The 17,453-nt window shown below is 71.6% G+C and carries 19 protein-coding genes and 1 pseudogene; 15 read left to right on the top strand and 5 right to left on the bottom strand.

What is annotated here, in order from left to right:
* Window positions 1-177 precede the first annotated feature (177 nt).
* On the top strand, window positions 178-1,731 hold the full coding sequence (gene ffh / locus F4558_RS19990) for a signal recognition particle protein (RefSeq protein WP_053652443.1): 1,554 nt from the start codon (window positions 178-180) through the stop codon (window positions 1,729-1,731).
* Between the two features lie 91 nt (window positions 1,732-1,822).
* Window positions 1,823-2,902 carry an amidohydrolase family protein gene (locus F4558_RS19985; RefSeq protein ID WP_167945483.1) on the top strand — a complete coding sequence of 360 codons (1,080 nt, stop codon included), beginning with the start codon at window positions 1,823-1,825 and terminating at the stop codon, window positions 2,900-2,902.
* Window positions 2,903-3,090: 188 nt separating this feature from the next.
* Here F4558_RS19985 and F4558_RS19980 read toward each other — a convergent pair whose 3' ends face one another.
* Window positions 3,091-3,693, bottom strand: coding sequence for a TetR/AcrR family transcriptional regulator (locus F4558_RS19980; RefSeq protein WP_167945481.1), 603 nt, complete (start codon window positions 3,691-3,693; stop codon window positions 3,091-3,093).
* A gap of 181 nt (window positions 3,694-3,874) precedes the next feature.
* Between F4558_RS19980 and proS the strand changes: the two genes are divergently transcribed.
* The 12 genes from proS to F4558_RS19920 all read left to right on the top strand — a co-directional run bounded on the left by proS (window position 3,875) and on the right by F4558_RS19920 (window position 12,191).
* Complete coding sequence (gene proS, locus F4558_RS19975; protein WP_167945479.1) at window positions 3,875-5,281, top strand: proline--tRNA ligase; 1,407 nt, start codon at window positions 3,875-3,877, stop codon at window positions 5,279-5,281.
* Between the two features lie 75 nt (window positions 5,282-5,356).
* Window positions 5,357-6,004, top strand: a complete 648-nt coding sequence (locus F4558_RS19970) for a ribonuclease FAU-1 family protein (protein WP_053652447.1) — start codon at window positions 5,357-5,359, stop codon at window positions 6,002-6,004.
* A 230-nt stretch (window positions 6,005-6,234) separates the two neighbouring features.
* Window positions 6,235-6,735, top strand: a complete 501-nt coding sequence (rpsP, locus tag F4558_RS19965; protein ID WP_167945477.1) for a 30S ribosomal protein S16 — start codon at window positions 6,235-6,237, stop codon at window positions 6,733-6,735.
* A gap of 1 nt (window position 6,736) precedes the next feature.
* Complete coding sequence (locus F4558_RS19960; RefSeq protein WP_053652449.1) at window positions 6,737-6,970, top strand: RNA-binding protein; 234 nt, start codon at window positions 6,737-6,739, stop codon at window positions 6,968-6,970.
* Window positions 6,970-7,545: a ribosome maturation factor RimM gene (rimM, locus tag F4558_RS19955; protein WP_053652450.1), complete on the top strand. Its 576-nt coding sequence runs from the start codon at window positions 6,970-6,972 to the stop codon at window positions 7,543-7,545. The genes F4558_RS19960 and rimM overlap by 1 nt, the downstream gene beginning before the upstream one ends.
* 13 nt (window positions 7,546-7,558) lie before the next feature.
* On the top strand, window positions 7,559-8,332 hold the full coding sequence (trmD, locus tag F4558_RS19950) for a tRNA (guanosine(37)-N1)-methyltransferase TrmD (protein WP_167945475.1): 774 nt from the start codon (window positions 7,559-7,561) through the stop codon (window positions 8,330-8,332).
* A gap of 143 nt (window positions 8,333-8,475) precedes the next feature.
* On the top strand, window positions 8,476-8,832 hold the full coding sequence (rplS, locus tag F4558_RS19945) for a 50S ribosomal protein L19 (protein WP_053652452.1): 357 nt from the start codon (window positions 8,476-8,478) through the stop codon (window positions 8,830-8,832).
* Between the two features lie 180 nt (window positions 8,833-9,012).
* On the top strand, window positions 9,013-9,882 hold the full coding sequence (gene lepB / locus F4558_RS19940; protein ID WP_053652453.1) for a signal peptidase I: 870 nt from the start codon (window positions 9,013-9,015) through the stop codon (window positions 9,880-9,882).
* 10 nt (window positions 9,883-9,892) lie between these two features.
* Entirely contained in the window at window positions 9,893-10,528 is a 636-nt protein-coding gene (gene lepB, locus F4558_RS19935) for a signal peptidase I (protein WP_053652454.1), read from the top strand.
* Window positions 10,529-10,576: 48 nt separating this feature from the next.
* A complete protein-coding gene (locus tag F4558_RS19930) occupies window positions 10,577-11,065 on the top strand; it encodes an NUDIX hydrolase (RefSeq protein WP_053652536.1) in 489 nt (162 codons plus the stop codon).
* Window positions 11,059-11,871: a ribonuclease HII gene (locus F4558_RS19925; protein ID WP_053652455.1), complete on the top strand. Its 813-nt coding sequence runs from the start codon at window positions 11,059-11,061 to the stop codon at window positions 11,869-11,871. The genes F4558_RS19930 and F4558_RS19925 overlap by 7 nt, the downstream gene beginning before the upstream one ends.
* Window positions 11,868-12,191, top strand: coding sequence for a DUF2469 domain-containing protein (locus tag F4558_RS19920; protein ID WP_007075222.1), 324 nt, complete (start codon window positions 11,868-11,870; stop codon window positions 12,189-12,191). The genes F4558_RS19925 and F4558_RS19920 overlap by 4 nt, the downstream gene beginning before the upstream one ends.
* Window positions 12,192-12,242: 51 nt before the next feature.
* Here F4558_RS19920 and F4558_RS19915 read toward each other — a convergent pair whose 3' ends face one another.
* Window positions 12,243-13,370 (bottom strand): sulfite oxidase, encoded by a 1,128-nt coding sequence (locus tag F4558_RS19915; RefSeq protein ID WP_167945473.1) that lies wholly within the window; start codon window positions 13,368-13,370, stop codon window positions 12,243-12,245.
* A 246-nt stretch (window positions 13,371-13,616) separates the two neighbouring features.
* Here F4558_RS19915 and F4558_RS19910 point away from each other — a divergent pair.
* A pseudogene (locus F4558_RS19910) lies at window positions 13,617-14,210 on the top strand (M23 family metallopeptidase); the annotation flags it as partial.
* A 69-nt stretch (window positions 14,211-14,279) separates the two neighbouring features.
* On the opposite strand, the gene F4558_RS19905 reads toward F4558_RS19910, so the two are convergent.
* The 3 genes from F4558_RS19905 to F4558_RS19895 all read right to left on the bottom strand — a co-directional run bounded on the left by F4558_RS19905 (window position 14,280) and on the right by F4558_RS19895 (window position 17,418).
* Window positions 14,280-15,461: an aminotransferase class V-fold PLP-dependent enzyme gene (locus F4558_RS19905; RefSeq protein ID WP_167945471.1), complete on the bottom strand. Its 1,182-nt coding sequence runs from the start codon at window positions 15,459-15,461 to the stop codon at window positions 14,280-14,282.
* A 44-nt stretch (window positions 15,462-15,505) separates the two neighbouring features.
* Window positions 15,506-16,495 carry a tyrosine recombinase XerC gene (locus F4558_RS19900; RefSeq protein ID WP_053652537.1) on the bottom strand — a complete coding sequence of 330 codons (990 nt, stop codon included), beginning with the start codon at window positions 16,493-16,495 and terminating at the stop codon, window positions 15,506-15,508.
* A gap of 188 nt (window positions 16,496-16,683) precedes the next feature.
* The gene (locus tag F4558_RS19895) at window positions 16,684-17,418 is read right to left on the bottom strand and encodes a VOC family protein (protein WP_053652459.1); all 735 of its coding nucleotides are present in this window, start codon (window positions 17,416-17,418) and stop codon (window positions 16,684-16,686) included.
* Window positions 17,419-17,453: the final 35 nt, after the last annotated feature.

Genomic DNA, 17,453 nt, shown 5'->3' with positions numbered 1-17,453 from the left:
CCCACCACCGTCGGGAGCGCGGGCGGGTAGGCGAGGGCCCGCCCGAGTTGGGGCCGGCGACGCAGGCCGGGCCGGGCGACAGCGCCCGGCTGGCGGGCCGGTTACCCTAGCGGTGGCCGGACTCCGCAGTGCCGGCCGGGTTGTGCCCGCCGGAACACTGACAAACGGGATGTTCGCGTGTTTGACACCTTGAGTGACCGCCTGTCCGGGATCTTCACCAAGCTCCGCGGCAAGGGCCGGCTCACCGACGCCGACATCGACGCCACCGCGCGCGAGATCCGCCTTGCGCTGCTGGAGGCGGACGTCGCGCTGCCGGTGGTCAAGGGCTTCATCGCGGCCGTCAAGGAGCGTGCTCGCAGCGCCGAGGTCTCGCAGGCGCTGAACCCGGCCCAGCAGATCATCAAGATCGTCAACGAAGAGCTGATCAACGTGCTCGGCGGCGAGGGGCGGCGGCTCCAGTTCGCCAAGCAGCCGCCGACCGTGATCATGCTGGCCGGCCTCCAGGGTTCCGGTAAGACCACCTTGGCGGGCAAGCTGGCCCGCTGGCTCAAGAGCCAGGGGCACCAGCCGCTGCTGGTCGCCGCCGACCTCCAGCGCCCCAACGCCGTCGGGCAGCTCCAGGTGCTCGGTGGCCGGGCAGGCGTCGAGGTGTACGCCCCGGAGCCCGGCAACGGCACTGGTGACCCGGTGCAGGTGGCCCGCGCGTCGATCGAGCACGCGAAGCGGGCGGCGCGCGACATCGTCATCGTCGACACCGCCGGTCGACTCGGCATCGACGCCGAGATGATGCAGCAGGCCGCCAACATCCGTGACGCCGTCCAGCCCGACGAGGTCATCTTCGTCATCGACGCGATGGTCGGTCAGGACGCCGTCCGCACTGCTGAGGCGTTCCGCGACGGTGTCGGCATCACCGGCGTGGTGCTGTCCAAGCTCGACGGTGACGCGCGTGGTGGTGCCGCGCTGTCCGTGCGCGAGGTGACCGGGCAGCCGATCCTGTTCGCCTCCACAGGTGAAAAGCTGGAGGACTTCGACGTCTTCCACCCCGACCGGATGGCCAGCCGCATCCTCGGCATGGGCGACGTCCTCACTCTGATCGAGCAGGCCGAGCAGGCCTTCGACTCCGATCAGAAGGAGAAGATGACCGCCAAGCTGGTAGGCGGTGAGCAGTTCACCCTCGATGACTTCCTCGACCAGCTCATCGCCGTACGGCGGATGGGGCCGATCGCCAACGTGCTGGCCATGATGCCCGGCATGGGGCAGATGAAGGACCAGTTGGCCGAGCTGGACGACAGTCACTTCGACCGGGTCACCGCGATCATCCGGTCGATGACCCCTGGCGAGCGCTCCAACCCGAAGATCATCAACGGGTCGCGCCGGGCACGCATCGCCAACGGCTCCGGCGTCACAGTGATGGACGTCAACCAGCTGCTCAACCGCTTCGCCGACGCGCAGAAGATGATGAAGCAGATGGGCGGCATGATGGGCCTGCCCGGCGCCGGCCGGCGCAAGGCGACCAAGTCGCCGAAGAACAAGCGCAAGGGCACCAAGGGCGGCGGTCGTCCGCGTACCGGTGCAGGGATGCCGGGTGGCTTCCCGGGCGGCATGCCGCAGCTCCCGCCGGGGATGGACCCGAACGACCTCGCGGGTGGTCAGGGCCTCCCGCCCGGCTTCAAGCTTCCGAAGATCGACTTCAACAAGCTCGGCAAGGGCGGCGACAAGGGCCCCCGCTGACGCGTGTCGGTGACGGCGGGCGAGGGTGTCGACCGCCCGGAAGAACGACCTGCTCGCCCTCGATGTGCGCTGATCGGGTAGGACTGTGCCCATGGCTCTTCATGTGCGCGGTGTGCTGCTCCCCGACGACGAGGTCCGGGATCTCTGGCTGGTCGACGACCGGGTGACCTTCACCCCGGTGTCCGGCGCGGAGACCGTGGTGGACGGCGGGTTCGTCCTTCCCGGCCTCGTCGACGCGCACTGCCACATCGGCATCGCGCGCGGCGGCACCCCGATCACCTCCCTCGACCAGGCCCGCACGCTGGCCCGCACCGACCGCGACGCTGGCGTGCTGGCCATCCGCGACGCGGGCTCGCCGTACCCGTACGCCGAGTTGGGCGACGAACCGGATCTGCCGCGACTGGCCCGCGCCGGCCGGCACGTCGCGCCGCCGAAGCGCTACCTGCGCGACATCGGAGTGGAGGTCGGCGCGCCCGACGTGGCCGCGACGGTCGCCGCGCAGGCGCGGGCCGGCAACGGCTGGGTCAAGCTGGTCGGCGACTGGATCGACAGGGGCGTGGGCGACCTGGCGCCGGCCTGGGACGCCGAGACCCTCACCACCGCCGTGCGGGCGGCGCACGACGCCGGGGTACGCGCCGCGGTGCACACCTTCTCCGAATCCGCTGTCGAGATCATGGTGCGGGCCGGAGTGGACTCGGTGGAGCACGGCACCGGGCTGAGCCTCGACCTGATCGACGAGATGGCCCGCAGAGGCACCGCGCTCGTCCCCACGATGATCAACATCGCCACCTTCGGGGGCATCGCCGACCAGGCACGGGAGAAATTCCCCCGGTACGCCGACCACATGCTCTCCTTGCGCGACCGCTTCCCCGAGGTGGTGCGGGCCGCCCACGAGGCGGGCGTGCCGATCTACGTCGGTACCGACGCCGGCGGCGGCATCAACCACGGGCTCGCCGCCGACGAGATGCTGCTGCTGCACGAGCAGGCCGGAATGCCGGCGCTTGACGTGCTCGCCGCCGCCTCGTGGGGCGCCCGCGAGTGGCTCGGCTTCCCCGGCTTGGTCGAAGGCGGCCTCGCCGACCTGACCGTCTACCCCGAGGACCCTCGTCGCGACCTGCGCGTCGTCCGCGCCCCGTCCCGCACGATCCTCCGAGGTCGCGTCATCCGCTGACACCAAGGGCCCAGGCGTCCGCCCGCCCGCCCGCCCGCCGCCCGGCCGTCGTCTGTCGTGGCGCAAGATCATGCTTGATCCTGGATGTAGTCGCCAGTCGGATCGGGCGGATCGGATCGGGGCGGGGGTGGCTGCGGTCGTCGGCCCGTCACGGGTCACTGGCGGCGGGGTCTTGCCAGGGCTGCCGGTTACGGGGTGGGGCGGGCGGCGGCGGCGAAGAGGCGTACGGCCAGGTTGGTCAGGGCCGTGGCGGTCTGGTCGATCGGGTTGGCGGGGAGCACGATGTGGCTGACCACGAGCCGGACGATCGTGTCGGCGGCGAAGGTCAGCGCGGCCCGGTCCGCTCCGGGCAGTTGCCCGTCGGCCCACTCGATCAGCGCGCCGGACGCCTCGCTGAGCACCACTTCGGCCCGGGTGGTCAGGTACGGCAGAAGTTCGTCCGAGCCGCCCCGGGCGCTGGTCAGGATCGCCTTGACCAGTGGGTTGTCCGCAGCCGTGGCGAGGGTGTGCGAGATCGCCGTGTACGCGCCGGCCTGAACGTCGTCACCGTGCGCGACGAGTGCGGCCCGGACGTCGCCGACGAACCGGTCGACCTCACGTCGGGCGAGCGCCTCGGCCAGCCCGGCCTTGCTGCCGAACTCGTTGTAGACGGTCTGCCGGCTCACCCCGGCCGCGGTGGCCACCCCGCCCATCCGTACCGCATCCCAGCCGGAGGCGATGGTCCGCGCCCGCGCCGCGTCCACGATCGTGTCCCGCAGCCGCTGGCGCGGCGAGTGCGTCGATTCAGTCATGATGATCGAAGTCTACGATCGCGCCGGCCATCAGCCCAGCGTCGCCGTAGCCGGACATAGCTGTAGTGAAGCGCAGATGGAAGCGGCGCTGCCGTCCAAAGGTGCTGGCGGGGCGCCGTCGGCGTGGCGTGACGCCTCCCGGGCGCGGTGGCTCACCGTGCGGCGCATAGGATGTGCGGTCATGGCACGCGTGCTCACTCCCCGTGCGGAGGACTTCCCCCGCTGGTACCAGGACCTGATCGCCAAGGCGAAGCTGGCCGACAACGGCCCGGTCCGCGGGACCATGGTCATCCGACCGGCCGGCTACGCCATCTGGGAGCGGATGCAGGCCGAGATGGACGCCCGGATCAAGGCGGCCGGGGCGGAGAACGCGTACTTCCCGCTCTTCATCCCCGAGAGCTACCTCAAGCGTGAGGCACAGCACGTCGAGGGCTTCTCCCCGGAGCTGGCGGTGGTCACCCACGGTGGCGGCAAGCAGCTCGCCGAGCCGGTGGTGGTGCGCCCCACCAGCGAGACGGTCATCGGCGAGTTCATGGCCAAGTGGATCGACTCGTACCGGGACCTGCCGCTGCTGCTCAACCAGTGGGCGAACGTGGTCCGGTGGGAGCTGCGCCCGCGGATCTTCCTGCGGACCAGCGAGTTCCTGTGGCAGGAGGGGCACACCGCGCACGCCACCCGCGAGGACGCGCGGGCGTACGCGCGGCGGATCCTGCACGAGGCGTACGAGGACCTGATGGTCAACGTGCTCGCCATCCCGGTGGTGGTGGGTCTGAAGACCACCCGTGAGCGGTTCGCTGGCGCGACGGCGACGTACACCTGCGAAGGCATGATGGGCGACGGCAAGGCGCTTCAGTTGGGCACCAGCCACGAGCTGGGCCAGAACTTCGCCAAGGCGTTCGACATCAGCTACTCCGCCAAGGAGGGTGGCCGGGAGCACGCCTGGACGACCTCCTGGGGCACGTCGACCCGGATGCTCGGTGGTCTGATCATGGCCCACGGCGACGACAACGGGCTGCGGGTGCCGCCGAGGCTGGCCCCGATCCAGGCGTACGTCATGATCGTCAAGGACGGCGAGGGTGTCGGCGAGGCGGCGGCCAAGCTGCGCGACGCCCTGCGCGACGCCGGTGTCCGGGTCGCGCTCGACGACCGGACCGACACCGCGTTCGGCCGCCGGGCCGTCGACGCCGAGCTGCGTGGCTATCCGGTACGCGTCGAGGTCGGCCCCCGTGACCTGGCCGCGGGCAACGCCGTGGTGGTGCGCCGTACCGACGGCTCGAAGTCCCCGACGCCGGTTGCCGACGTGGTCGCCGCGGTGCTGGCGGCGTTGGAGGCCGACCAGCAGGTGCTGCACGACCAGGCGCTTGCCAACCGGGAGTCGCGCACGGTGGAGGTGGCCACCCTCGCCGAGGCGATCGAGGCTGCCGCGACCGGCTGGGCCCGGGTGCCGTGGTCGGCGGTCGGCGTGGCGGGTGAGGCGGAGGCCAACGGCCAGGGCGTGACGGTGCGCTGCCTGGTACGCGCCGACGGCTCGGTGCCGGACTCGGAGGACGAGCCCGACCTGGTCGCCATCCTCGCCCGCGCCTACTGAGATGTAAGGAAGGGCACCTTCTTACCGCCTGCGGTAGAGGAAGGGCCCCCTGCTAACAGCTCCGGAGGTCTTGCCGTGCGCTTCGCGCCGGGTCGGCTGATCATGCACCGGAACGTGCGCCACGGCCGGATCGGATGGGTCCGGCCGGGCCGGGTGGTCAGCGACGACGAGCGCGGCCTGCTGGTCTGGATCGCCCGGGACTCCCCGGTGGCCCACGAGGTGACCGAGGCCGGGCTGGGGATGCGGGCCGTGTCGTTCGCCGAGTGGATCTCGTCGACGTACCGGTTGGCGCATGGCCGCTGGAACGGCCCGCCGCTGTTGAAGTTCCTGCCCACCGGGGCGGCGCACTCGGTCTGGTGGTTCCGGGACGCCCACGGCCGGTTCGTCAACTGGTACGTCAATCTGGAGGAGCCCGGCGTGCGCTGGGACGACGGCCCGGTGGCCGGCGTCGACGTGGTGGACCAGGACCTCGACGTGGTGGTGCGGGCGGACCGCAGCTGGCAGTGGAAGGACGAGGACGAGTTCGTCGAACGGCTCGCCTTCGGTGACGACTACTGGGTGACCGACGAGAAGGCGGTCCGCGCCGAGGGCGAACGGGTGATCGCGCTCGCCGAGGCCGGCAGGTTCCCGTTCGACGGCACCTGGTGCGACTACCAACCGCCGCCGGAATGGGACGTACCGGATGAACTTCCCCCGGGGTGGGACCGCCCGCCGGTGCGCTGAGGCGGTGTTCCTGGTCACCGGTGACCCGCTGTACGGGTCCGGTGTGAGCGATCGGCGACGGATCTGGCAGAATAGGTCGCTGGTATCCGGCGCGCGTTCGGCGCCCTCTAACCCGGGCGCGTTGCCAGTCCACCGAGTTGTCTCCGGCCCAACCCCACTGTGCCGGTCGGCGCTCACCCATGCACACCGCCCGAACGGGCCGGTGAGATCGCAACAGGAGCGAAACAACTGTGGCCGTAAAGATCCGGCTCCTGCGGATGGGCAAGATCCGCAACCCGCAGTACCGCATCGTCATCGCCGACTCGCGTACCAAGCGTGACGGTCGTGCGATCGAGTTCGTCGGTGTGTACCAGCCGAAGGAAGACCCTTCGATCATCGAGGTCAAGTCGGAGCGGGTCCAGTACTGGCTGTCCGTCGGCGCCCAGCCGAGCGAGGCGGTGCAGCGGCTGCTGGAGCTGACCGGTGACTGGCAGAAGTTCAAGGGTCTGCCGGCCCCGCCGCCGCTGCTGGTCGCCCCCGAGAAGGCCGACCGCAAGGCGGCGTACGAGGCTGAGTCGAAGGCCGCCGCCGGACTGGCCCCGGAGACCCCGGCCAAGCCGGCCAAGAAGGCGGCCAAGGCTGCCGAGGCTCCGAAGGCCGAAGCCCCGGCGACCGAGGCGCCCGCCGCCGAGGCTCCGGCTGCCGAGGCTCCGGCCGAGGCCCCCGCCGCCGACGCTGGTGAGCAGGCCTGACATGCCTCTGCGTCCGGCGTTGGAGCACCTGGTCAAGGGCATCGTCGAGCACCCGGACGACGTCCGGGTGCGGATGGTCGATTCCCGTCGGGGCAAGCGGCTCGAAGTCCGCGTCCACCCCGAGGACCTCGGCACGGTGATCGGGCGGTCCGGTCGGACCGCCAAGGCGCTGCGTCAGGTGATCGGCTCCATCGGCGGGCGCGGGGTACGCGTCGACATCGTCGACTCGTACTGATGCAGCTCGTCGTCGGAAGGATCGGCAAACCGCACGGCATCCGCGGTGAGGTCACCGTGGAAGTGCGGACCGACGAGCCCGAAGCACGGTTCGCCCCCGGCACAGTGCTGCGCACTGAGCCGGGGGCAACACCCCCGAACCCAGCCCCGCCGCCGCCCGGGTCGGCCGACGTTCCCGGGGTGCTGTTCCGGGTCCCGGCCAAGCTGACCATCGAGGCTGCGCGCTGGCACCAGGGTCGGATGCTCGTCGCGTTCGACGGTGTCCTGGACCGCGAGGGCGCCGAGGCGCTGCGCGGCACTTTGCTCGTGGTGGACAGCTCCGAGGTGGCCCCGCCGGAGGATCCGGAGGAATTCCACGACCACCAGCTCGTCGGGCTGGCCGCTGTCACTCCGTCCGGCGAGCGGCTGGGCGAGGTGGTCCGCATCGACCACGCGCCGTCCTCGGACCTGCTGGTGCTGCGGCGCCCCGAGGGGCAAACCGCGCTGATCCCGTTCGTCCGGGCGATAGTGCCGGAGGTCGACCTGGCCGGTGGACGCGTCATCGTCGACCCGCCAGCCGGACTGCTCGATCTCTAAAGGGCCACCCCGCATGCGCGTCGACGTCGTGTCGATCTTTCCCGAATACTTCGCCCCGCTGGACCTGTCCCTGATCGGGCGTGCCCGGGCCAACGGCGTACTCCAGATCGCCGTGCACGACCTGCGGACCTGGACCCACGACGTGCACCGCACCGTCGACGACACCCCCTACGGTGGCGGGCCGGGAATGGTGATGCGTCCCGAGCCGTGGGGTGCGGCGCTGGACGCGCTCGCGCCCGCCGGTGCCCCGCCGCCCCGGCTGCTGGTGCCTTCGCCGGCAGGGGTGCCGTTCAATCAGGCGATGGCGTACGAGTTGGCGGCCGAGTCGCATCTGCTCTTCGCCTGCGGGCGGTACGAGGGGATCGACCAGCGGGTGTTGACGCACGCCGCGACCCGGATGCCGGTCACCGAGGTCTCCCTCGGCGACTACGTGCTCTTCGGCGGCGAGGTGGCGGTGCTTGTCGTCCTGGAGGCGGTCACCCGGCTGCTGCCCGGGGTGCTGGGCAACGCTGGCTCGCTTGACGAGGAGTCGCACGCGCACGGGCTGCTGGAGGCGCCGATCTACACGAAGCCGGCGAGTTGGCGCGGCCACGACGTCCCGGAGGTGCTCCGCTCCGGCGACCACGGCCGGATCGCCCGCTGGCGGCGCGAGGAGGCGTTGCTGCGTACCGCCGCCCAGCGTCCGGACCTGCTCGCGGCGTTGCCCGCCGACCAGCTCGACAAACGGGACATCGCGGCGTTGGATCGGGCCGGATTTCAGCTGCCACCGGGAGATGTGGCAAAGTAGGGGGGTTGCCGCATCCGTCCGCGCCCGTGGACGGCTGTGAGGAGCCCCGACCGGGATCGGCCCGCCGACCACCACCCGGGGTTCAGAATCACCCACCCGCGCACCGAGTGACGGTGCGCCGTGAGCCTTACGAGGACGCAGCGATGAACATCCTGGACGCCCTTGACGCCCAGTCGAAGCGGACCGACCTTCCCGACTTCCGTGCCGGTGACACCGTCAAGGTGCACGCGCGGGTCGTCGAGGGCAACCGGTCCCGTGTCCAGATCTTCCAGGGCGTCGTGATCCGCCGCCAGGGTGACGGTCTGCGCGAGACCTTCTCGGTCCGCAAGATCAGCTTCGGTGTCGGCGTCGAGCGGACCTACCCGATCAACGGCCCGGGCATCGACCGGATCGAGGTCGTGACCCGCGGTGCCGTGCGTCGCGCCAAGCTCTACTACCTGCGCGAGCTGCGCGGCAAGAAGGCCAAGATCAAGGAGAAGCGCGAGAAGCAGCCCAGCTGATCTCCGCTCGCCACGCCGCCTGACCTGCGCGTATGCCGTACCGACCGGACCGCACTACCCTGGTCGTACGGGCGCAGTCAGGCGGCGGCCCCGCCCTCGTGGCGGGCAGCCGTCCACAACCGCCCGGGAGCCTCGTCGAGGCTCCACGGGCGGTTGTGTTTCTGCGGACCGGGGAGTGGCGTGGTGCAGACGCTTGACGAGGACGGCGCCGTCGATCCGTGGCGCAGGCGGGCACGCCGCAGCCGCCGCCAGATGCCGCTGTGGCAGGAGCTCCCGCTGCTGCTCGTGGTCGCGTTCTGCCTCGCGGTGCTGATCCGCACCTTCCTGCTCCAGGCGTTCTTCATCCCGTCCGGGTCGATGGAGGACACCCTCCTCATCGGCGACCGGGTGCTTGTCAACAAGGTCGTCTACGACACGCGTGACCCGGTGCGCGGCGAGGTCGTCGTGTTCCGGGGCACCGACCGCTGGGCGCCGCAGGTCGACGAGCAGCCCGACCCGGGCTTCACCGGAAGAATCGCCCGTACGGTCGGCGACCTGGTCGGGGTGAGCCGCCCCGGCGAGAAGGATTTCATCAAGCGGGTCATCGGCCTGCCCGGCGACCGGGTCAAGTGCTGCGACAGCCAGGGCCGGGTGACCGTCAACGGCACCCCGCTGAACGAGCCGTACGTGCTGCGGGACTCCCCGCTGGATCTCCCACCCAACCCGGGGGAGTGCCGATCGCGGCGCTTCGACGAGGTGGTCGTACCGCCGGGTCAGATCTTCGTGATGGGTGACCACCGGCTGGTCTCCCAGGATGCGCGCTGCCAGGGCCCGGTGCCTATCGACAACGTCGTGGGCCGTGCCTTCATGGTGGTGTGGCCGTCGTCCCGGTGGCACGCGCTGCCGGTGCCGTCGACGTTCGACGACGTGTCCGGGCCGGTCGTCGCCTCCACGGAGGCCCCTCCGGTCCGCCCCACGCCACAGGGCGGTGTGGTGCTGATTCTCCCGCTGGCGGCCGCGCTGGGGCGTTCCCGCGCGTTCCGGACGGTGCCGTCCAGTCCGGCAACGTAGGCTCCTTGGCGTGATTGACGAGCAGACCGACAAGCCGCGCAGCTCCTTCTGGAAGGAGCTGCCGATCCTGCTGGGTGTGGCGATCCTGGTCGCGGTGCTGGTCCGCGCCTTCGTGCTGCAGACCTTCTTCATCCCCTCCCCGTCCATGGAGAACACTCTCAAGATCGATGACCGGGTGCTGGTCAACAAGCTGGTCTACGACTTCCGCTCACCGCACCGCGGCGAGGTCGTCGTGTTCAAGGCCCCCACGGCGTGGAGCGGCAACCCCGACGGTGAGGACTTCATCAAGCGGGTCGTCGGCGTCGGCGGCGACCACGTTGTCTGCTGCGACCCCCAGGAACGACTGGTGATCAACGGCAAGCCGCTCGACGAGCCGTACATCTTCTCGATGGACGGGGTCCGCGACAAGCCGGCCGACCAGGAGTTCGACATCACGGTGCCGGAGGGGCGGCTGTGGGTGATGGGCGACCACCGGTCGGCCTCGGGTGACTCGCTGGAGCACTGGCAGCAGTCCGGGCAGGACATCATGGAGGCCACCATCCCCGAGGACGACGTGGTCGGGCGGGCGTTCACGGTGTTCTGGCCGGTCAACAGGGCCACCTGGTTGACGGTGCCGGATCAGTACGACGGCATCCCCAAGCCGTAACCGACACCGGGCGTGGGCGATCGGTCGCCCGTCTGGCAGGCTGGTGCGGTGACCGCCTACACCCTTCGACGCGCGGCCCGCGTGCTGCTCGTCGACGCGGCCGGCCGGGTGCTGCTCTTCCACGGCTTCGACCCGGCCCGCCAGGGGCACGACTACTGGTTCACCCCCGGTGGCGGGCTGGCTCCGGAGGAGTCGCCGGCGGCCGGCGCGGCCCGGGAGTTGGCCGAGGAGACCGGCCTGCGGCTCACCCCGGCTGACCTGGGTGAGCCGGTCTGGTCCGACGACATCGAGTTCCCGTTCGACGGCACCTGGTACCGCCAACATCAGGACTTCTTCCTGCACCGGGTGCCGTCGTGGCAGGTGGACACCGCGGGCTTCGACGACGTCGAGCGGCGCAGCATCGCCGATCACCGCTGGTGGCCGCCGGCCGAGTTGGCGGCCAGCGGCGAGCGGTACTACCCGGCCGGGTTGCCGGCTCTGCTGAGCCGTCTGCTGCAACCGACTGCCGGAGCCGGCCGGGGCGAGGCGTCGTGCTGACCCCGCCGCGTACCGTCGTGCGCCGTGAGGCAGGCCTGTACGCCCTGGAGCGGGCCCTGCAACGGCGCGGCTTCCGGCAGGTGGCCGGCGCCGACGAGGCCGGGCGGGGAGCGTGCGCCGGCCCGCTTGTCGCCGCCGCGGCGGTGCTGCCCGAGGGGCGGCGCGGCGAGATCGAAGGCCTTGCCGATTCGAAGCTGCTCACCCCCGCCAGCCGGGAGCGGGTGTACGCCGAGGTCGTCGACCGGGCGCTGGCGTACGCCGTGGTGATCATCCCCGCCGAGGAGGTCGACGCCAGGGGGCTGCACGTGTGCAACCTGGCGGCGATGCGACGGGCGCTGGCCTCGCTCACCACCCGACCCGAGTACGTCCTGACCGACGGCTTCGGCGTGGACGGCCTGGGCGTGCCGGGGCTGGCAGTGTGGAAGGGCGACCGGGTGGCGGCGTGCGTGGCGGCGGCAAGCGTGCTCGCGAAAGTCACCCGAGACCGGATCATGGTGGAGTTGGACGAGGTGTTCCCGGCGTACGGGTTCGCCGAGCACAAGGGCTACATCACCCCGGAGCACAGCGCGGCGCTGCGGGAGCATGGGCCGTGCCGTGAGCACAGGTTCTCGTACGTCAATGTCGCCGCTGTCTCCGGGCGCGACGGCCGGCCGCCGCGCGCTCGGCGGCCCGTCGGCCCGGCCGCGGACGAGCCGATGGGGCGCTCCTGGGCGTCAGGGGGTACCGTCGGCGTGGCGTTGGGCGAGCAGCCTCGGCCTCCGGCGCCGGTGGGGGAAGATGTGGCCATGGAAGGCGGAGTGCGATGAGCGCGGAAGATCTCGAAAAGTACGAGACCGAGATGGAGCTGCAGCTCTACCGGGAGTACCGCGACATTGTCCGTCAGTTCTCCTACGTGGTGGAGACGGAGCGCCGGTTCTACCTGGCGAATCAGGTCGACCTGCACGTGCGCAACTCCGACGGCGAGGTCTACTTCGAGGTCGAGATGCACGACGCCTGGGTGTGGGACATGTACCGTCCTGCCCGCTTCGTCAAGAACGTCCGGGTGATGACGTTCAAGGACGTCAACGTCGAAGAGCTGGAGAAGCCCGACATCTCACTGCCTGCCGACTCCGGCTTCGGGGGCTGACCCCCACTCGGCCGCACCACGGGCCCCCACCCGTGGCGCAGCCGTAGCCGGTCACTCGGCAGGCACCACGACCTCGACGCGCTGCACCAGGTTGTTGGCGAAACCGCCACGGTTCCACGGCTGCTCGACCGGCTGGGTACGCCCCGACGCGTCGGTCGCCCGCGCGCTGAGCACGTACCGGCCCGGCGTCGCCGTCCACTCGTGCCGCCACCGCCGCCAGGCGAAGTCCCCGCCCGCTGCCGGATCCAGCTCGGCCGGCACCCAACTCGCCCCGCCGTCGACCGTCACCTCCACCGAGACCACAGGCGCGTGCCCCGACCAGGCCCGACCGTCCAGCGTGGACGGTCCCGGCCGCACCACCCTCCGGCGCGACATGAAGTCGGGGAAACCGGGCGGCCGTACCAGCGCACGAGGCTCGATCCGGGTGACAGGCACGCCCGGGTCGTCGGTGTCGCGGCGCACCCGGTAGGCCACCGCGTTCTGGTAGCCCTCGAACGGCTCCGTCCGGACCTCGATCGAACGCAGCCACTTCACGTGCGCCATGCCGTACCAGCCCGGCACGATGAGCCGCAGCGGCGCGCCGTGCTGTGGCAGCAGGGGAGCGCCGTTCATCTCGTACGCCAGCAGCACCTCCTCGCGCAGCGCGTCGGTGACCGGCAGCCCTCGCTGATAGTCCTGCTCCACCCCGCGCTCGACACCGTGATCCGCGCCGGTGAAGACCACGTCCACAGCGTCCGGCCCGAGACCCGCCTCGCGCAGCAGCGGCGCCAGCGGGGTCCCGGTCCACTCGGCGTTGCCGACCGCCTCGACCAGCCAGGGCTGGCTCACCGGCCGGGGATGCAGCAGCGCCCGACCGTTTCCGGCGCACTCCAAGGTGACCTGGTGCGTGACCCGGGGCCGCTCGCGCAGCTCCGCCAGGGTGACGGCCAACGGCCGGTCCACCGCGCCACCGACGGTCAGCACGTGATCGGTCGTGTCCACGTCCGGGATGTCGTAGTGGATCAGCAGGTAGTGCAGCCCGGCCGGCGTGACGTCGTAGCGCAGCGCCTCCAGCGGGATGCCGTGGTTGCGCGTGGCGAGCTGCAACTCCTCGGCACTGATCGCCTCGTCCGGCTCGGCGAGTCGGGACGGGTCACTCACGTCGGCCACCGCCGGCGTCCGGTCATCGACAGTGGTCATGCGGCCTCCCCGGTCCCGTACGGCGGCGCCCCGCCGCACCGGTCCAGCCTAGGCCTCCTCGACGTTGCGAACTTGGCCGGGCAGCGCGACCGGGCGGAGTCAGCGCCGTGTCGCCCACCACCGGTACGCCGGTTGGGCATAGCAGATCATCTGCTGCTTCGGGTGGTCGTCCACAACGCGGCTGGTTGTCCACAGCTTCGTCTTACGGGGTGGCGGACCACTCGGCCTCGGCCGCAGGCTGCCGTCATGCGACCGCCATCCGCCGCGCGCCTCGGCTCGATCCGCCGTACCGTGCTGCTCTGCGCCGCACTTCCGCTCGCACTGGCCGTCCAGCTCAGCGGCCTGGCGTTGGTCTTCGCGGCGGTACCGGACAGCCCGTCGGCCCCTGCCGTCCCGGTGGCGGGGCTGGCGTCCGCCGACGCCGGGCCGTCGCCGTTCCGCTGGCCGGTCGACGGGCCGCCCCGCCTGGTGCGCCGGTTCGACCCGCCGCCCCGGCCGTGGCTGGCCGGGCACCGGGGCGTGGACCTTGCCGCCCAGGCCGGCGCGGTGATCCGCAGCGCCGGGCCGGGCACCGTGCTCTTCGCCGGCGTGGTGGCCGGCCGACCGGTGGTCACCGTGGGCCACGCCGGCGGTTTGCGGACCACCCACGAGCCGGTCCAACCGGCGGTACGCCCCGGCCAGCCGGTCACCGCCGGTACGCCGCTGGGCGAGCTCCTGCCCGGCCATCCGGGCTGCCCGGCCGAAGCCTGCTTGCACTGGGGGCTGCGGCGCGGCGAGGAGTACCTCGACCCCTTGGCACTGCTCGGCCTGGGCCCGGTGCGCCTGCTCCCGGTCGGCGGCTCCAGTGCCGGCGAGGTCAGCGGGCCGGTGCGGGCGGGGTCAGCTTTGGTGGGGTCGGCGCCGGCCGTGTCAGCGTTGGGCGAGCAGGGCCGGCAGGCGCACGGCCAGCCGCTCGTACTCGTCGGCCATGTTGTAGACCTGACCGGTCAGCCGCAGCCACCCCCGGCCGCTCCAGCTCATCACCGCAACCTCGGTGGCGAGGCGTTCGCTGATCCGCGTCTGCAACGCCCGCGCCGCGTCGATGGTGGTTGCCGTGCCGGCAGGCAGCGGAATGAGGCGCAGGGACACCCCCGGCCCGCCGGGCGCGGGCAGGTCGGCGGGGCGCACTCCCAGCGCGTCCCCGACCACCCGCTGGCCGTACGCGGCGAGCGCGGCATTGTGCGCCCGCACCCGGTCCACACCGAGACTGCGCATCGTGAACAGGCCAGCCGGGGCAGCCAACCAGGAGGTGTAGTCGAGAGTCGCCTGCCACTCGACCCGGGCCGGAAAGCCGGAGTCCTGCTCCCAGGAGACCACGAGCGGCTCGATCCGGTCCCGCCACTGCGGTGCCACAGTCAGTACGGCGGTCCCGCGTGGGGCGTACGCCCACTTGTGCATGTTGCCGGCCCAGAAGTCGGCGCCGATGCTTGCCACAGTGGCCGCCAGCATGCCCGGGGCGTGCGCGGCGTCCACCAGAACCGGCACGCCGTGTTCGCGGGCCACTCCGACGATGGCGGCGGTCGGGAAGAGCTTGGCCGTGGCCGAGGTGAGCTGGTCGATGACGAGCAGCCGGGTACGCCCGGGGCGCAGGCCGGCGCGGATGGTCTGCACGATCTGCTCGTCGGTGGCGTCCAGCGGGATCGGCAGGACCCGGCTGACCGCCCCGGTGCGCCGGCACTCGCGCTCGATGGCCAGGCTCACCGCCCCGTACCCGTGATCGGTGCTGACCACCTCGTCACCGGGTTGCAGGCCCACCGACTGGAGCACCACGGCGACGCCTGTGGTCGTGTTGCCCACCAGGGCGCTGCCGTCCGGGTCGGCACCCAGGAACCCGGCGAGGTGACGGCGGGTGTGCGCGATCCGGTCGACGAGCCCCTGGGTGAAGAACCGCAGAGGGTTGGACTCCATCTCGTCGCGCAGCCGCTGCTGGGCTCGCTGCACGGCGATCGGTACGGCGCCGAACGAGCCGTGGTTGAGGTGGCTGACCGCCGGGTCCAGGGAGAAGAGCAGGCGGGCGCCCGGGATCGGCTCGGGGGGCTGCGGGACGCTCACTTGATGATCGTAACCGCCGAGGCTTCTCGTCCTCCGCCCGTTGATCAGGCGCGGGGGTGCGCCTGCCGGTACGCCGCACGCAGCCGCTCGACCGAGACGTGCGTGTAGATCTGGGTGCTGGCAAGCGACGAGTGGCCGAGCAGCTCCTGGACGGCACGCAGGTCCGCACCGCCTTCCAGCAGGTGGGTGGCTGCGGAGTGACGCAGGCCGTGCGGGCTGGTCCTGGGGAGGCCTGCGGCTTCGGCGTACGCGCCGACGACCTGCCGCGCGGTGGTCGGGTTGAGCCGTCCACCTCGCGCGCCGAGCAGTAGCGCGTCACCCGAGTGGCCGCCGACCAGTGCCGGCCGGCCTCGGCGCAGCCAGTCGTCCAGGGCACGCTGTGCCGGCACCCCGTACGGCACCGAGCGCTCCCGCCCGCCCTTGCCGAACACCCGGATCACCCGACGACCGTGGTCGACGTCCCCGACATCCAGGCCGCAGGCCTCGCTGATCCGCACGCCTGTGGCGTAGAGCAGTTCCAGCAGCACCCGGTCGCGCAGCGGCACCGCCTCGACCGCTGCGGTTTCTGCCGAGTCCGATGACGGCTCGGCTGCCGGCGGTGCCGGTCGGGCAGGTGCCTCGACCAGGGCGGCGGCCTGGTCGGCGCGCAGGACGGTGGGCAGCTCCCGGTGCGCGCGAGGGCTGGCCAGCGCGGCACCCACGTCGGAGGGGAGCAGCCCAGCCCGGTGAGCCCACGCGCTGAACGCCCGCGCCGAAGCGGCCCGCCGCGCCAACGAGGTGCGGGCCGCACCGGTGGTTCGCTGCCGCGCCAACCAGCTGCGCAGCACGGACAGGTCCAGCTCGGCCAGCTCCACGCAGCCCATCCGTACGGCGTGGTCGAGCAGCGAGACGACATCCGTGACGTACGCGCGGACGGTGTGCGCCGAACGGTTACGCACCCGGGACAGGTGCTCGGCGAAGTCGTCAACGGCGTCGCGCAGCGGCGGTGGTAGCGCCTGGTGCATGGCCCGGCTGCCCCGGTCGGTACGGCTCATCGCTGTCGCACCGACCGAGCCGGCCGAGCCGCCGGCGCTGACCGAGTCGACTGCCACGGCCGTGCCGATCGCGCGGTCACGCGGGCCTGTCGATCGGGCCGGGCGTCCTCACTGACTGCGCGCACGGGACCAGCCTACGGTCGAGCCGGGCCGTGGTGGCAGTCGTGCGTGGCTGACGAGGGTTGCGGTCAGGCTGGGGAGAGGAGGCAGAACTCGTTGCCTTCCGGATCGGCGAGGACCGTCCACGGGACGTCCGGGCCCAGGCCGATGGCTGTGGCGCCCAGAGTGCGCAGTCTGGCCGCCTCGGTCTCCACGTCGTCACCCGGGTACGGCCGGACGTCGAGGTGGACGCGGTTCCACCCGGTCTTCACCTCAGGTGTGCGGAGGAACTGCAGATAGGGGCCGACGCCCTTTGCCGACCGCAGTACGGCGTTGTGGTCGGTCACCTTGTGCACGGTCCAGTCCGTGGCCTCGCCCCAGAAGCGTGCCATCGCCCGCGGATCCGCGCAGTCGACAACGACAGTGGCGATCGGTCCGGTGTCCCGGATCGCGTCGCGCCAGTCCAGCACGCAGAACTCGTTGCCCTCCGGATCGGCCAGGACCGTCCAGGGGACGTCACCCTGGCCGACGTCGGCGGGTGTCGCGCCGAGGTCCATCAGGCGTGTGACCAACTCCGCGTGATGGGCTGCCGAACCGGTGGCGAGGTCGACGTGCACGCGGTTCTTCACCGTCTTCACGTCCGGGTAGGCGACGAGGTCGATGCAGACGGCCACTGGGTCGGGATAGACGAAGCCCTCCGGTTCGAGGTTTGTCACGCCGGGTCCCTCGCTGGACATTTCCCAGCCGAGCGCCGCCGCCCAGAATGCGCCGAGCGCGGAGTGGTCCCGAGCCTTCATGTTGATCTGTACGAGCCGCGTTGCCATGCCGGCGATGGTAGGTGTTCTGGCCGTGGACAGGG

The sequence above is a fragment of the Micromonospora profundi genome (assembly GCF_011927785.1).
GTDB classification, from domain to species: Bacteria; Actinomycetota; Actinomycetes; order Mycobacteriales; family Micromonosporaceae; genus Micromonospora; species Micromonospora profundi.
Note: the sequence above shows the minus strand (reverse complement) of the source record. Positions and strands in the feature narration are given on the sequence as shown.

Coding starts and splice junctions, on each gene's coding strand:
- F4558_RS19895 (WP_053652459.1), bottom strand. CDS start 17,418: ATGGCAACGCGGCTCGTACAGATCAACATGAAGGCTCGGGACCACTCC.
- F4558_RS19980 (WP_167945481.1), bottom strand. CDS start 3,693: ATGACTGAATCGACGCACTCGCCGCGCCAGCGGCTGCGGGACACGATC.
- trmD (WP_167945475.1), top strand. CDS start 7,559: ATGCGCGTCGACGTCGTGTCGATCTTTCCCGAATACTTCGCCCCGCTG.
- F4558_RS19900 (WP_053652537.1), bottom strand. CDS start 16,495: ATGAGCCGTACCGACCGGGGCAGCCGGGCCATGCACCAGGCGCTACCA.
- proS (WP_167945479.1), top strand. CDS start 3,875: ATGGCACGCGTGCTCACTCCCCGTGCGGAGGACTTCCCCCGCTGGTAC.
- F4558_RS19960 (WP_053652449.1), top strand. CDS start 6,737: ATGCCTCTGCGTCCGGCGTTGGAGCACCTGGTCAAGGGCATCGTCGAG.
- rimM (WP_053652450.1), top strand. CDS start 6,970: ATGCAGCTCGTCGTCGGAAGGATCGGCAAACCGCACGGCATCCGCGGT.
- F4558_RS19920 (WP_007075222.1), top strand. CDS start 11,868: ATGAGCGCGGAAGATCTCGAAAAGTACGAGACCGAGATGGAGCTGCAG.
- F4558_RS19915 (WP_167945473.1), bottom strand. CDS start 13,370: ATGACCACTGTCGATGACCGGACGCCGGCGGTGGCCGACGTGAGTGAC.
- rplS (WP_053652452.1), top strand. CDS start 8,476: ATGAACATCCTGGACGCCCTTGACGCCCAGTCGAAGCGGACCGACCTT.
- F4558_RS19985 (WP_167945483.1), top strand. CDS start 1,823: ATGGCTCTTCATGTGCGCGGTGTGCTGCTCCCCGACGACGAGGTCCGG.